At 62.3% G+C, this 12,469-nt stretch carries 10 protein-coding genes; 9 read left to right on the top strand and 1 reads right to left on the bottom strand.

Annotated features, from left to right (window positions below):
• The first annotated feature begins 51 nt into the window (after positions 1–51).
• The 7 genes from AC1DNK_RS14595 (at position 52) to AC1DNK_RS14565 (ending at position 7,950) form a co-directional block, all read left to right on the top strand.
• The gene (locus tag AC1DNK_RS14595; protein ID WP_477941778.1) at positions 52–2,760 is read left to right on the top strand and encodes a DUF4118 domain-containing protein; all 2,709 of its coding nucleotides are present in this window, start codon (positions 52–54) and stop codon (positions 2,758–2,760) included.
• The gene (locus tag AC1DNK_RS14590; protein ID WP_112388490.1) at positions 2,757–3,449 is read left to right on the top strand and encodes a response regulator transcription factor; all 693 of its coding nucleotides are present in this window, start codon (positions 2,757–2,759) and stop codon (positions 3,447–3,449) included. Before AC1DNK_RS14595 ends, AC1DNK_RS14590 begins: the two co-directional genes overlap by 4 nt.
• Positions 3,450–3,487: 38 nt before the next feature.
• The gene (locus AC1DNK_RS14585; protein ID WP_477941776.1) at positions 3,488–3,943 is read left to right on the top strand and encodes a PTS sugar transporter subunit IIA; all 456 of its coding nucleotides are present in this window, start codon (positions 3,488–3,490) and stop codon (positions 3,941–3,943) included.
• 199 nt (positions 3,944–4,142) lie between these two features.
• Complete coding sequence (locus AC1DNK_RS14580; RefSeq protein ID WP_112388492.1) at positions 4,143–5,168, top strand: sulfate ABC transporter substrate-binding protein; 1,026 nt, start codon at positions 4,143–4,145, stop codon at positions 5,166–5,168.
• 8 nt (positions 5,169–5,176) lie between these two features.
• Entirely contained in the window at positions 5,177–6,034 is an 858-nt protein-coding gene (cysT, locus tag AC1DNK_RS14575; RefSeq protein WP_112514721.1) for a sulfate ABC transporter permease subunit CysT, read from the top strand.
• The gene (gene cysW, locus AC1DNK_RS14570; RefSeq protein ID WP_112388494.1) at positions 6,024–6,896 is read left to right on the top strand and encodes a sulfate ABC transporter permease subunit CysW; all 873 of its coding nucleotides are present in this window, start codon (positions 6,024–6,026) and stop codon (positions 6,894–6,896) included. The genes cysT and cysW overlap by 11 nt, the downstream gene beginning before the upstream one ends.
• A 10-nt stretch (positions 6,897–6,906) precedes the next feature.
• Positions 6,907–7,950: a sulfate/molybdate ABC transporter ATP-binding protein gene (locus AC1DNK_RS14565; protein WP_112388495.1), complete on the top strand. Its 1,044-nt coding sequence runs from the start codon at positions 6,907–6,909 to the stop codon at positions 7,948–7,950.
• A gap of 126 nt (positions 7,951–8,076) precedes the next feature.
• On the opposite strand, the gene ppk2 is transcribed toward AC1DNK_RS14565, so the two are convergent.
• Positions 8,077–8,991, bottom strand: coding sequence for a polyphosphate kinase 2 (gene ppk2 / locus AC1DNK_RS14560; RefSeq protein ID WP_112388496.1), 915 nt, complete (start codon positions 8,989–8,991; stop codon positions 8,077–8,079).
• A gap of 163 nt (positions 8,992–9,154) precedes the next feature.
• Here ppk2 and AC1DNK_RS14555 point away from each other — a divergent pair, with 163 nt between their 5' ends.
• Entirely contained in the window at positions 9,155–10,759 is a 1,605-nt protein-coding gene (locus AC1DNK_RS14555; RefSeq protein ID WP_112388497.1) for an inorganic phosphate transporter, read from the top strand.
• Positions 10,760–10,841: 82 nt separating this feature from the next.
• A complete protein-coding gene (locus AC1DNK_RS14550; protein ID WP_477941775.1) occupies positions 10,842–12,464 on the top strand; it encodes an ABC-F family ATP-binding cassette domain-containing protein in 1,623 nt (540 codons plus the stop codon).
• Positions 12,465–12,469 lie beyond the last annotated feature (5 nt).

Genomic DNA, 12,469 nt, shown 5'->3' with positions numbered 1-12,469 from the left:
TCGTTAGGTTCGTGCAAACCCTGATGCCAGTCTGTAGAAAGACGAAACCGGATGCCAGACGACAACCGCGAACAGGCCGGCAGGCCCTCGCCCGACGCTCTTCTCGAGAAAGCGCAGGCCGAAACACGCGGCCGTCTGAAGATCTTTCTCGGCGCTGCGCCCGGCGTCGGCAAGACCTACGAGATGCTGGTGTCCGGCCGCGCCAAGATTGCCGATGGGCTGGATGTGGTGATCGGCGTCGTCGAGACCCACGGGCGCAAGGAAACCGAGGCGCTGCTGGCCGGTTTCGAAATCATCCCGCGCGTCGCGGTCGCCTACAAAGGCCATTCGCTCGACGAAATGGACCTCGACGGAATCCTCGCCCGCAGGCCCGATCTGGTGCTGGTCGATGAGCTTGCCCATACCAATGCCCAGGGCAGCCGCCATCCGAAGCGCTATCTCGACGTCCGGGAACTGCTCGATCGCGGCATCGATGTCTACACGACGCTCAACATCCAGCATGTCGAAAGCCTCAACGATGTCGTCTCGCAGATCACCCGCATCCGGGTGCGGGAGACGGTGCCGGACTCGGTCATCGACGTTGCAGACGATATCGAGATCATCGACCTGACGCCCGACGATCTGATCAAGCGGCTGCATGACGGCAAGGTCTATGTGGCGCGCACGGCCGAGCGGGCGCTGACCAACTATTTCACGCCCGGCAACCTGACGGCGCTGCGCGAACTGGCGCTGCGCAAGACTGCGCAACGCGTCGACGACCAGTTGCTGACGCATATGCAGGCGCACGCCATTTCCGGCCCCTGGGCGGCAGGCGAGCGCGTTCTCGTTTCCGTCGATCACCACGCGCGCTCGGCCTCGCTGGTCCGCTACGCCTCGCGGATGGCAGCACGGCTTCGCGCACCCTGGTCGGCAGTCTATATCGAGACCAATCGCTCGATCAATCTGACGGAAGGCGAGCGCGACACGATTGCCGCGACGCTGCGGCTGGCCGAACAGCTCGGCGGCGAGGCGCTGACGCTGCCGGGCCGCGAGGTCTCGGAAGAGCTGCTGCGCCATGCGGGCGCCAACAACGTCACCCATATCGTCATCGGCTCGCCGAAGAAGCCGACATGGCGGGAATGGCTACAGCCTTCGGCGACCGACCAATTGATCCGCCGGGCGGGCGATATCAGCGTCCACGTCATCTCCGGAAGTGAGAAGGACACGGCCGCCAGGAGCGGCGTGAAAGCCGCCTCCGCCGCGAACGCCTTCGATATCCGCGCCTATATTCTGGCAACGGGCTATGTGGTCGTGGCGCTTGCCGCAGGCATCGTGCTCGATCAGGTGCTCGACGTCCGCAATCTGGCACTGGTGTTTCTGATGGCGGTGCTGACCTCGGCCGTCATCCACGGCCTGCGCCCTGCGCTCTACACCTGCATCATCAGCGCGCTGACCTTCAACTTCTTCTTCCTGCCGCCGCGCTACACGCTGACGATCAGCGACCCTGAGAGCGTGCTGGCGCTGTTCTTCTTCCTCGGCGTGGCCATCATCGCCTCCAACCTGACGGCAACGGTGCAGCGGCAGGCCGCGGCCGCGCGGCAAAGGGCTCGCACGACGGAAGATCTCTATCTCTTCTCCAAGAAGCTCGCCGGAACCGGCACGCTGGATGACGTGCTCTGGGCGACGGCCTTCCAGATCGCCTCGATGCTGAAGGTGCGCGTGGTCCTGCTGCTGCCGGAAGATGGCGGCATTGCCGTGAAGGCCGGTTATCCGCCTGACGACACGCTGGATGACGCCGATATCGCAGCCGCCCGCTGGGCCTGGGAGCACAATCACGCCGCAGGCCGCGGTGCCGATACGCTGCCCGGCGCCAAGCGCCTCTATGTGCCGCTGCGCACCGGCCGCACTGCCGTCGGCGTCATCGGCCTCGATAGCGACCGGCGCGACGGACCGTTGCTGACGCCGGAACAGCAGCGACTGCTCAATGCGCTGGCAGATCAGGCAGCCCTTGCGATCGAACGCGTCCAGCTCGTCGCCGATGTCGACCGCGCCAAGCTTGCAGCGGAAGCCGATCGCCTGCGCTCGGCGCTGCTCACCTCGATCTCGCATGACCTGAAGACCCCGCTTGCCGCGATCCTTGGAGCGGCGGGAACGCTCCGCGACTATCTGAGCTCGATGACGGAAGAGGATCGCAACGATCTCCTGTCGACCGTCGTCGATGAATCCGAGCGTCTCAACCGGTTCATCGCCAACCTGCTCGACATGACCAAGATCGAATCCGGCGCCATGGAGCCGAACTATGCGCTGCATTATGCAGGCGACATTGCCGGAAGCGCACTGCGCCGCGCCGCCAAGATCCTCGACCGGCACAGGACGGAAATGAGCATTCCCGAAGACCTGCCGATGGTGAAGGTCGATCCGGTGCTTTTCGAGCAGGTGCTCTTCAACCTGCTCGACAATGCCGCCAAATACGCGCCGGAAGCATCGACGATCCGCATCCGCGGCTTCTCCGACGCCTTCAGCGTTGCCCTCGAGGTCTCCGATGAAGGCCCCGGCATTCCCGAGGGTGATCTCGATCGCATCTTCGACACCTTCTATCGCGTCCGCAAGGGCGATCAGGTTCGCGCCGGCACCGGGCTCGGGCTTTCCATCTGCCGCGGCTTCATCGAGGCCATGGGCGGCACCATCACGGCAGGAAACCGGAAGGATCGCCCAGGCGCGGTCTTCACCATCCGGCTTCCAAGACCCAATGACACTCTCAAACTGGATGAACTCAAATGAGCGGTTCGCCCGTCAAAATTCTCGTCGTCGATGACGAGCCCCCTATCCGCAAGCTGCTGCGCGTCGGACTGACGGCGCAGGGCTACGAGGTCCACGAGGCAGCCAATGCGCTCGCCGCCCGGCAATCGGTGGTCGATGATCTGCCCGATCTCGTCGTTCTCGATCTCGGCCTCCCGGATACGCCGGGGCACGACCTGCTGCAGGAGTGGCGGGACGACGGGCTGACCATGCCCGTCGTCATCCTCTCCAGCCGCACCGACGAAGCCGGTATCGTCAAGGCGCTGGAGACCGGCGCCGATGACTATGTCACCAAGCCGTTCGGCATTGCCGAACTCGGTGCCCGCATCCGCGTGGCGCTCCGCCATCGCCTGCAGCAGCAGGGCGAGAAGGCGATTTTCCAGACCGGCGGCCTGTCGATCGACATCGTCAAGCGGATCGTCAAGGTGGACGGCAGGGAGATCAAGCTGTCGCCGAAGGAATACGACATCCTGCGCGTGCTCGCCCAGCACGCCGGAAAGGTGCTCACCCATCAGTTCCTGTTGAAACAGGTCTGGGGCCCGGCGGCCGATGTGCAGTATCTCAGGGTCTATGTCCGGCAGCTGCGTCAAAAGGTCGAGCAGGTTCCCGATCAGCCGCACTATATAACCACGGAGACCGGGGTCGGTTACCGTCTTCGCGAGCCCGACTGAGCGGCCGCAGGCCTTCTTCGAAGACAAATGGAAATCACATGAATCTTGCAGACATCATCTTGCCGGAACACACCTCCATCGGCGTTTCGGTCTCGACGAAATGGCGCGCGCTCCAGAATATGGCGGAAAAAGCCGGAAAGGCCTTCGGCGTCGAGGAACAGGCGATCATCAGGGCGCTCGAAACCCGCGAAAACCTGGGTTCGACAGGCATCGGCAACGGCATCGCCGTTCCGCACGCATCCATCCCCGGCATGACCAGTCCCCGTGGCCTTCTGGTCCGCTTCGCGCAACCGCTCGATTTCGAGGCGATCGACGATGTACCCACCGATATCGCTTTCATGCTTCTCTTCGGCGAGAACAATCGCGGCGAATATCTGAACGTCCTCGCCGCCATTGCCCGGCGCCTACAGTCCGAAGGGGTGCTGGCGTCGATGCGCAAGGCGCGCAGCGCCGACGAGCTCTATTCCGATTTCATCGCCGACTCCCGGAGCTGACAGGCCTTGAACTACCATCCCTGCGATCTATTCTGCAATTGAATTGGCAGAGGTTCAAAGGCTTGTCCGGTAAGTCCGTTTCAGAAACCTCTTGCAAATGAAATGACATTCCAGAAAGCGACGTTCCAACCGGAAGAACTTTCGTTTCATTATACGACTAAGTTGATAGAGTTTACGGCAGAAACGAAGGAGGTTTTTCATGCAGTCAACTCGGATCACAAGGCTTCTCGCCGCCGCGGTCTTCGCCGGTAGCGTTGCCATCGGCGCCGTTGCTCCGGCTTTTGCCGATCAGCAGCTTCTCAACGTGTCCTACGACCCGACGCGCGAATTGTACAAGGACTTCAATGCCGCCTTCGCTGCCAAGTGGCAGAAGGATACCGGTGAAGCGGTCACGATCCAGGCCTCCCATGGCGGCTCCGGCGCACAGGCCCGCTCGGTTATCGACGGCCTCGAAGCCGACGTCGTGACGCTGGCGCTGGAAGGCGACATCGACGCGATCGCCAAGGCGACCGGCAAGATCCCGACCGACTGGAAAACCAAGTTCCCGAACAACTCCACCCCCTACACCTCGACGATCGTCTTCCTGGTCCGCAAGGGCAACCCGAAGGGCATCAAGGACTGGGCCGATCTCGTCAAGGACGACGTCCAGGTCATAACCCCGAACCCGAAGACCTCGGGCGGCGCCCGCTGGAACTTCCTGGCAGCCTGGGCATGGGCCAAGCAGGCAAATGGCGGCGACGAAGCCAAGGCACAGGACTATGTGACCAAGCTTCTGCAGCACGTTCCGGTTCTCGATACCGGCGCACGCGGCGCGACCACCACCTTCGTCCAGCGCGGTCTCGGCGACGTTCTGCTCGCCTGGGAAAACGAAGCCTATCTCTCGCTTGAAGAACTCGGCCCCGACCAGTTCGAGATCGTGACCCCGGCCTTCTCCATCCGTGCCGACCCGCCGGTTGCGATCGTCGACGGCAATGTCGACAAGAAGGGCACCCGTAAGGTTGCCGAAGCCTATCTGAACTACCTCTATTCGGACGAAGGCCAGAAGATCGCTGCCAAGCACTTCTACCGCCCGATCAAGCCCGAAGCTGCCGATCCGGCAGATATCGCCCGCTTCCCGAAGTTGACGCTTGCCACCATCGATGATTTCGGTGGATGGAAGGAAGCCCAGCCGAAATTCTTCGGCGACGGCGGGGTATTTGACCAGATCTACAAGCCGGCCCAATAATAGAGTTCATGAACGCACATAGCCCCTCACGGTGGCGGTTGAAGCGGCCGAGTGTCATTCCGGGTTTCGGATTGGCGCTCGGCTTAACCTTGACCTGGCTCACCCTTCTGATCCTGATCCCCTTGTCGGGGCTCGCATGGCGTTCGAGCGAACTCGGCTGGGAGAAGTTCCTGTCGATTGCGCTCGATCCGCGTACTGTGAATGCCCTGCGCATCAGCTTCGGCGGCGCCTTCATTGCCGCCTGCATCAATGCCGTCTTCGGCGTCATTCTCGCCTGGGTGCTGGTACGCTACCGCTTCCCCGGCAAGCGCATCATCGACGCCATGGTCGATCTGCCCTTCGCATTGCCGACAGCCGTCGCCGGTATCGCGCTGACGACGCTCTATGCGCCGAACGGCTGGGTCGGCCAGTTTCTGGCGCCGCTCGGCATCAAGATCGCCTTCACGCCGGCCGGTATCGTCGTCGCCCTGATCTTCGTGGGCCTGCCCTTCGTGGTGCGCACGGTTCAGCCGGTGATGGAGGAGATCGACAAGGAAGTGGAAGAGGCCGCGGCGACGCTTGGCGCCAACCGCTTCCAGACGATCACCCGCGTCCTGCTGCCGGGCCTCGCGCCTGCCGTGCTGACGGGCTTTGCGCTCGCCTTTGCCCGCGGCGTCGGCGAATACGGATCGGTCATCTTCATTGCCGGTAACCTGCCGTTCAAGTCGGAGATCGCGCCGCTGCTAATCGTCATCAAGCTCGAAGAATATAATTACGCCGCCGCCACCGGCATTGCGGCCCTCATGCTCATCATCTCGTTCATCATGCTGCTGGTGATCAATCTCATCCAGAGCTGGCGCAGACGGAGGTACGGACATGGCGCTTGATACTGTCTCCGCCTCTCCGAAGGTTGCTTCTGTCGTGACGGAAAGCAGGCTGGCGCGCTGGGCGCTGATCCTGCTGTCGCTGGTCTTCCTGCTGCTGATCCTGTTCCTGCCGCTGGCTGCCGTCTTCGTCGAAGCGTTCCGCAAGGGCGTCCCGCCGTTCTTCCAGGCGCTGCAGGATGCAGAAACCTTCTCGGCGATCCGGCTCACCCTGATCGTCGCAGGCATCAGCGTGCCGCTGAACGTTGTCTTCGGCGTTGCCGCGGCCTGGGCGATCGCCAAGTTCGAGTTCAAGGGCAAGGCGTTTCTGACGACGCTGATCGACCTGCCCTTCTCGGTGTCGCCCGTTATCTCGGGTCTCGTCTTCGTGCTCCTGTTCGGCGCAAACACCTATCTCGGGAAATGGCTCGATGCGCATAGCATCAAGATCCTGTTTGCCGTGCCGGGCCTGATCCTGGCCACGATGTTCGTCACCTTCCCCTTCGTCGCCCGCGAACTGATCCCGCTGATGCAGGAACAGGGAACGGCCGATGAAGAAGCGGCACTGTCGCTCGGTGCCAGCGGCTGGCAGACCTTCTGGTACGTGACGTTGCCGAACATCAAGTGGGGCCTGCTCTACGGCGTGCTGCTCTGCAACGCCCGCGCCATGGGTGAATTCGGCGCCGTCTCCGTTGTCTCGGGCCATATCCGCGGCCAGACAAACACGATGCCGCTGCAGGTGGAAATTCTCTACAACGAGTATAATTTCACCGGCGCCTTTGCCGTCGCGACGCTGCTTGCCCTGCTTGCCCTTGTGACCCTTGTTTTGAAAACGCTGCTCGAAATGCGATACAGCGCGGAAATCGCCGCCAGCCGGCGGCACTGAAGGATTGAGAATGGAAGTACGCGTTCAAAACATACGCAAGGAATTCGACCGGTTCCCGGCCCTGCACGACGTTTCGCTCGATATCCGCTCGGGCGAACTGATCGCGCTGCTCGGCCCTTCCGGTTCTGGTAAGACGACACTCCTTCGCCTGATCGCCGGCCTCGAAAGCCCGACCGAGGGCAAGGTTTTCTTCGGCGACGAGGATGCCTCGAAAAAGACGGTGCAGGAGCGCAACATCGGCTTCGTGTTCCAGCACTATGCCTTGTTCCGCCACATGACGGTGCTCGACAACGTCGCCTTCGGCCTTAAGGTGCGCGACGGCGCACGCCGTCCGCCGAAGGCCGAAATTCGCAAGCGGGCGCTCGAGTTGCTGGATCTCGTCCAGCTCTCAGGCCTCGAAAAGCGCTATCCCGCTCAGCTTTCCGGTGGCCAGCGTCAGCGCGTGGCGCTCGCACGCGCCATGGCGGTCGAACCGAACGTGCTTTTGCTCGACGAGCCTTTCGGCGCGCTCGACGCCCAGGTGCGCAAGGACCTGCGCAAATGGCTGCGCGAAATCCACGACCGCACCGGCCACACCACGGTCTTCGTCACCCACGACCAGGACGAAGCAATGGAGCTGGCAGACCGCGTCGTCGTCATGAGCCAGGGTGCGATCGAGCAGGTCGGCACGCCGGACGAAGTGTACGATCGTCCGAACTCACCCTTCGTCTTCGGTTTCGTCGGCCAGTCGAACTGTTTGAACGTCAAGATCGTCGGCGGCGACATCCTGTTCGAGGGCCGGACGCTCGGTCTGAAGGCCGATGGCGAGCCGGACGGCGAGGCGCAGCTCTATTTCCGCCCGCACGACATCGAACTGCTGGACGCGAACCGTGGCGGCATCCCCGGCACGCTCGCCTCCAGTCGCCGTGTCGCGGGAACAAGGCATATCGAAATCGATATCGGCAAGGGGCACCAGCATATCGAGCTGGAAGTGCCGCCGTCGCAGACCGAAGTCCTCGACAGCAAGCACATCGCCTTCCGGCCGACGCGCTGGAAACTGTTCAGGAAGGGCTGACCCTCACTTCGTCATGCTCGGGCTTGTCCCGAGCATCTGCAACGGCTGACGTAGGGGATCGTTGGATCCTCGGCACAGCGCCGAGGATAACGGCTGCGGGCGGTGCGACCGCCCGCTCAGGCACATTCAATAGATTTCCGGCACGTACATCTCAGGCGGAACCGGTATGCGCGAATAGTCGTCGTGGCGCACGCGCGGCGGCAGGACGATGTTGTCCTTCGGCACATCCGCGTAAGGGATATGCTGCAGAAGATGGGCGATCATGTTGAGGCGCGCCCGCTTCTTGTCGACGGCCTGGACCACCCACCATGGCGCTTCCGGAATATGGGTCCGGTCGAGCATCTCTTCCTTGGCCTTGGTGTATTCTTCCCAGTGCACGCGGCTTTCAAGATCCATCGGCGACAGTTTCCACTGCTTCAGCGGATCCTGGATACGCATGCGGAAGCGGAATTCCTGCTCCTCGTCGGTGATCGAGAACCAGTATTTGACGAGGATGATGCCGGAACGAACAAGCATGCGCTCGAATTCCGGTACAGAACGGAAGAATTCTTCCAGCTCGTCCTTGGTGCAGAAGCCCATGACGCGCTCGACGCCGGCACGGTTGTACCAGCTGCGGTCAAACAGAACCATTTCGCCGGCCGACGGAAGGTGGGGCGTGTAGCGCTGGAAATACCACTGGTTCCGCTCGCGCTCGGTTGGCGCCGGAAGGGCGACGACACGGCAGACGCGCGGATTGAGGCGTTGCGTGACGCGCTTGATCGCCCCGCCCTTGCCGGCGGAATCGCGGCCTTCGAACAGCACGACGACTTTCAGCTTCTTGTGCTGCACCCAGTCCTGCAGCTTCACCAGCTCATGCTGGAGGCGGAAAAGCTCGCGGAAATAGGTTTTCCGCTCCAGCACGTCTTCGATGCCGCCTGGAAGGTTCTCGGCAACGAGGTCGTCAAGCCGGTCTTCCTCCATCTGCATTTCCAGTTCCTCGTCGAAACTGTCTGCAATCTCGTCCTTGATGCGGCGGAGCTGGTCGATTTCTTCCTGAGTCATGGTCATGTCCCTTTGATCGGCGCCACATCAGCAGGGTTTGACGACAGTAATGTGACAGAACGTGCCGCGCGAGCGAAGCGACCCTGGATACCACAAAGTTGTGTCACGTAAGGTTCATGGGCGGGACGTAGCTTTGGATGCTTTTCCATGAAAGGACAAGGACATGGCTGATATCGCCCCCGATCACCCAATGCCTCAGTCCGGTAGCCATCCGCTGCACTCGTCGAGTGCGGGCAAATGGTTCATACCGGTCTTTCTTCTTATTCTTCTCGTCGGCCTCGGATACGTGGCCTATGCGCTCGGCCGCGACCTGACGGAAGCCGCCGCCGCCGTTCCGTGGATCCTTCTCGGACTGGCGTTGCTGATCGCGCTCGGCTTCGAGTTCGTCAACGGCTTCCACGACACGGCAAACGCCGTGGCGACCGTGATCTACACCCGCTCGATGCCCGCCGAACTGGCGGTCATCTGGTCCGGCTTCTTCAACTTCCTCGGCGTGCTGACATCGTCGGGCGCCGTCGCCTTCGGCATTTTGGCACTGCTCCCGGTGGAGCTCATCCTGCAGGTCGGCTCCGGCTCCGGTCTGGCGATGGTCTTTGCCCTGCTCATCGCCGCCATCGTCTGGAACCTCGGCACCTGGTATCTCGGTCTGCCGTCGTCGAGTTCGCACACGCTTGTCGGCTCGATCATCGGCGTCGGCCTTGCCAACCAGTTCCTAGCCCCGGCAGGCAGCGCCACCAGCGGTGTCGACTGGTCGCAGGCGACCAATATCGGCCTATCGCTGCTGATCTCGCCGCTGATCGGCTTCGGCCTGTCGGCGATCCTGCTCGTCGTCATGAAATTTCTCGTTCGCAAGAAAGAACTTTACGAGGAGCCGAAGGGCAACCGGCCGCCGCCGCTCTGGATCCGCGCCATCCTGATCTTCACCTGCACCGGCGTCAGCTTCGCCCACGGGTCGAACGACGGTCAGAAGGGCATGGGTCTCATCATGCTGATCCTGATCGGCCTGGTGCCGACGGCCTTCGCGCTGAACCGCACGCCCGATGTCAACTATCTCGAAGCCTACAAGCAGGCCTCCGCGCAGGTGGAGACAGCACTCGGCAAATATGTGAAGCCCGGCGTCATCGTCACCGACTACAAGGCCGAGGTCAGCAATGCCGTGAAGACCAAGACCTGGACGGATGCGACGACCCCTGCCCTGCAGCAATATATCCACCAGACGAGCGCCGAAGTCGCCGCCTTCCCGACGCTGGAAGCGGTTCCGACCAATCTCGTCGGTAACGTGCGCAACGACATCTATCTGATCGGTGAAGCGCTGAAGCTGATCGACAAGCAGAAGCTGCTGCCGATGGATGACGCCGACCTGCAGGCGGTGACCGGCTATCACAAGGCAGTCGACAACGCGACGAAGTTCATCCCACTCTGGGTGAAGATCGCCGTGGCCATCGCACTCGGGCTCGGCACCATGGTCGGCTGGAAGCGCATCGTCGTCACCGTCGGCGAGAAGATCGGCAAGACGCACCTGACCTATGGACAGGGTGCGGCCGCCGAAGTCGTCGCCATGGTGACGATCGGCGCGGCCGATCATTTTGGTCTGCCGGTCTCGACGACACACGTTCTGTCGTCGGGCGTTGCCGGAACCATGGCGGCGAACGGCTCGGGCCTTCAGTGGTCGACCGTGCGCAACATGCTGATGGCCTGGGTGCTCACCCTGCCCGCCTCAATCGCCATTGCCTTCGTGCTCTTCGTCATCCTCCGCCAGGTCTTCTGAGACCCCGGCGGAAGGAAAATCGCGACAAATGCTGCGGCGCATGATAAGCGCGCCGCAACAACTTTTCAGGTACCCGCTTTCCATGATCCGCATCGAAAATATCAGCAAGCAGAACAGCCACCGCATTCTCTACATCGAGGCGTCAGCCGCCCTGAACAAGGGCGAGAAGATCGGTCTCGTCGGTCCGAACGGCGCCGGCAAGACGACGCTGTTCCGGATGATCACCGGCGAGGAAATCCCCGACGAAGGGCAGATCTCTGTCGAAAAGGGCATGACCGTCGGCTATTTCAACCAGGATGTCGGCGAAATGTCCGGCCGCAGCGCCGTTGCCGAAGTCATGGAAGGTGCCGGCCCGGTCAGCGAAGTCGCTGCCGAGCTGCGCGATCTCGAGGCGGCGATGTCCGACCCTGACCGCATGGACGAGATGGACGCCATCATCGAGCGTTACGGCGAAGTGCAGGCCCGATACGAGGAGCTCGACGGCTACGCGCTGGAGGGCCGTGCCCGCGAAGTGCTCGATGGCCTGAGCTTCACGCAGGAAATGATGAACGGCGATGTCGGCGCGCTTTCGGGCGGCTGGAAGATGCGCGTGGCGCTCGGCCGTATCCTCTTGATGCGCCCCGACGTGATGCTGCTCGACGAACCGTCGAACCATCTCGATCTCGAAAGCCTGATCTGGCTCGAGGCCTTCCTGAAGAATTACGACGGCGCGCTGCTGATGACCTCGCACGACCGCGAATTCCTCAACCGCATCGTCACCAAGATCATCGAAATCGATGCCGGTTCGCTGAACACCTATTCCGGCGACTACGGTTTCTACGAAAACCAGCGGGCGCAGAACGAAAAGCAGCAGCAGGCGCAGTTCGAGCGCCAGCAGGCGATGCTTGCCAAGGAAATCAAGTTCATCGAGCGCTTCAAGGCCCGTGCTTCGCACGCCGCGCAGGTGCAGAGCCGCGTGAAGAAGCTCGACAAGATCGAACGCGTCGAGCCGCCCCGCCGCCGCCAGACGGTCGCCTTCGAATTCCTGCCGGCGCCGCGCTCGGGTGAAGATGTCATCAACATCAAGAACGTGCACAAGAAATACGGCAGCCGCTGCATCTATGAAGGCCTGGACTTCATGGTCCGCCGTAAGGAGCGGTGGTGCATCATGGGCGTCAACGGCGCCGGAAAATCGACGCTGCTGAAGCTGGTCACCGGGTCCACCGAACCGGATCAGGGCAGCGTGGCGCTCGGCGCCAGCGTCAAGCTCGGCTACTTCGCCCAGCACGCCATGGACATCCTCGACGGCGAACGCACGGTTCTCGAATGGCTGGAAGATTCCTTCCCGCTCGCAGGCCAAGCGCCGCTTCGCGCGCTCGCCGGCTGCTTCGGTTTCTCGGGCGATGATGTCGAGAAGAAGTGCCGTGTCCTCTCCGGCGGCGAAAAGGCGCGTCTGGTCATGGCCAAGATGCTGTTCGACCCGCCGAACCTCTTGGTTCTCGACGAGCCGACCAACCACCTCGACCTCGACACCAAGGAAATGCTGATCAAGGCGCTCGCCGATTACGAAGGCACCATGCTCTTCGTCTCGCACGACCGTCACTTCCTGGCAGCGCTCTCCAACCGCGTGCTGGAACTGACGCCGGATGGCATCCACCAGTATGGCGGCGGTTATACCGAATATGTCGAGCGCACCGGCCAGGAAGCGCCGGGCCTCAGGAGCTGATCCTC

This window comes from Rhizobium sp. 01N424 (assembly GCF_056399485.1).
This window is presented reverse-complemented; position numbering and strand designations above follow the sequence as displayed.

What these genes read in the sequence shown, in the direction of transcription:
- ppk2 (WP_112388496.1), bottom strand. Translation starts at nt 8,991, where the DNA reads ATGACTCAGGAAGAAATCGACCAGCTCCGCCGCATCAAGGACGAGATT.
- AC1DNK_RS14565 (WP_112388495.1), top strand. Translation starts at nt 6,907, where the DNA reads ATGGAAGTACGCGTTCAAAACATACGCAAGGAATTCGACCGGTTCCCG.
- AC1DNK_RS14550 (WP_477941775.1), top strand. Translation starts at nt 10,842, where the DNA reads ATGATCCGCATCGAAAATATCAGCAAGCAGAACAGCCACCGCATTCTC.
- AC1DNK_RS14555 (WP_112388497.1), top strand. Translation starts at nt 9,155, where the DNA reads ATGGCTGATATCGCCCCCGATCACCCAATGCCTCAGTCCGGTAGCCAT.
- cysW (WP_112388494.1), top strand. Translation starts at nt 6,024, where the DNA reads ATGGCGCTTGATACTGTCTCCGCCTCTCCGAAGGTTGCTTCTGTCGTG.
- AC1DNK_RS14590 (WP_112388490.1), top strand. Translation starts at nt 2,757, where the DNA reads ATGAGCGGTTCGCCCGTCAAAATTCTCGTCGTCGATGACGAGCCCCCT.
- AC1DNK_RS14595 (WP_477941778.1), top strand. Translation starts at nt 52, where the DNA reads ATGCCAGACGACAACCGCGAACAGGCCGGCAGGCCCTCGCCCGACGCT.
- AC1DNK_RS14580 (WP_112388492.1), top strand. Translation starts at nt 4,143, where the DNA reads ATGCAGTCAACTCGGATCACAAGGCTTCTCGCCGCCGCGGTCTTCGCC.
- AC1DNK_RS14585 (WP_477941776.1), top strand. Translation starts at nt 3,488, where the DNA reads ATGAATCTTGCAGACATCATCTTGCCGGAACACACCTCCATCGGCGTT.
- cysT (WP_112514721.1), top strand. Translation starts at nt 5,177, where the DNA reads ATGAACGCACATAGCCCCTCACGGTGGCGGTTGAAGCGGCCGAGTGTC.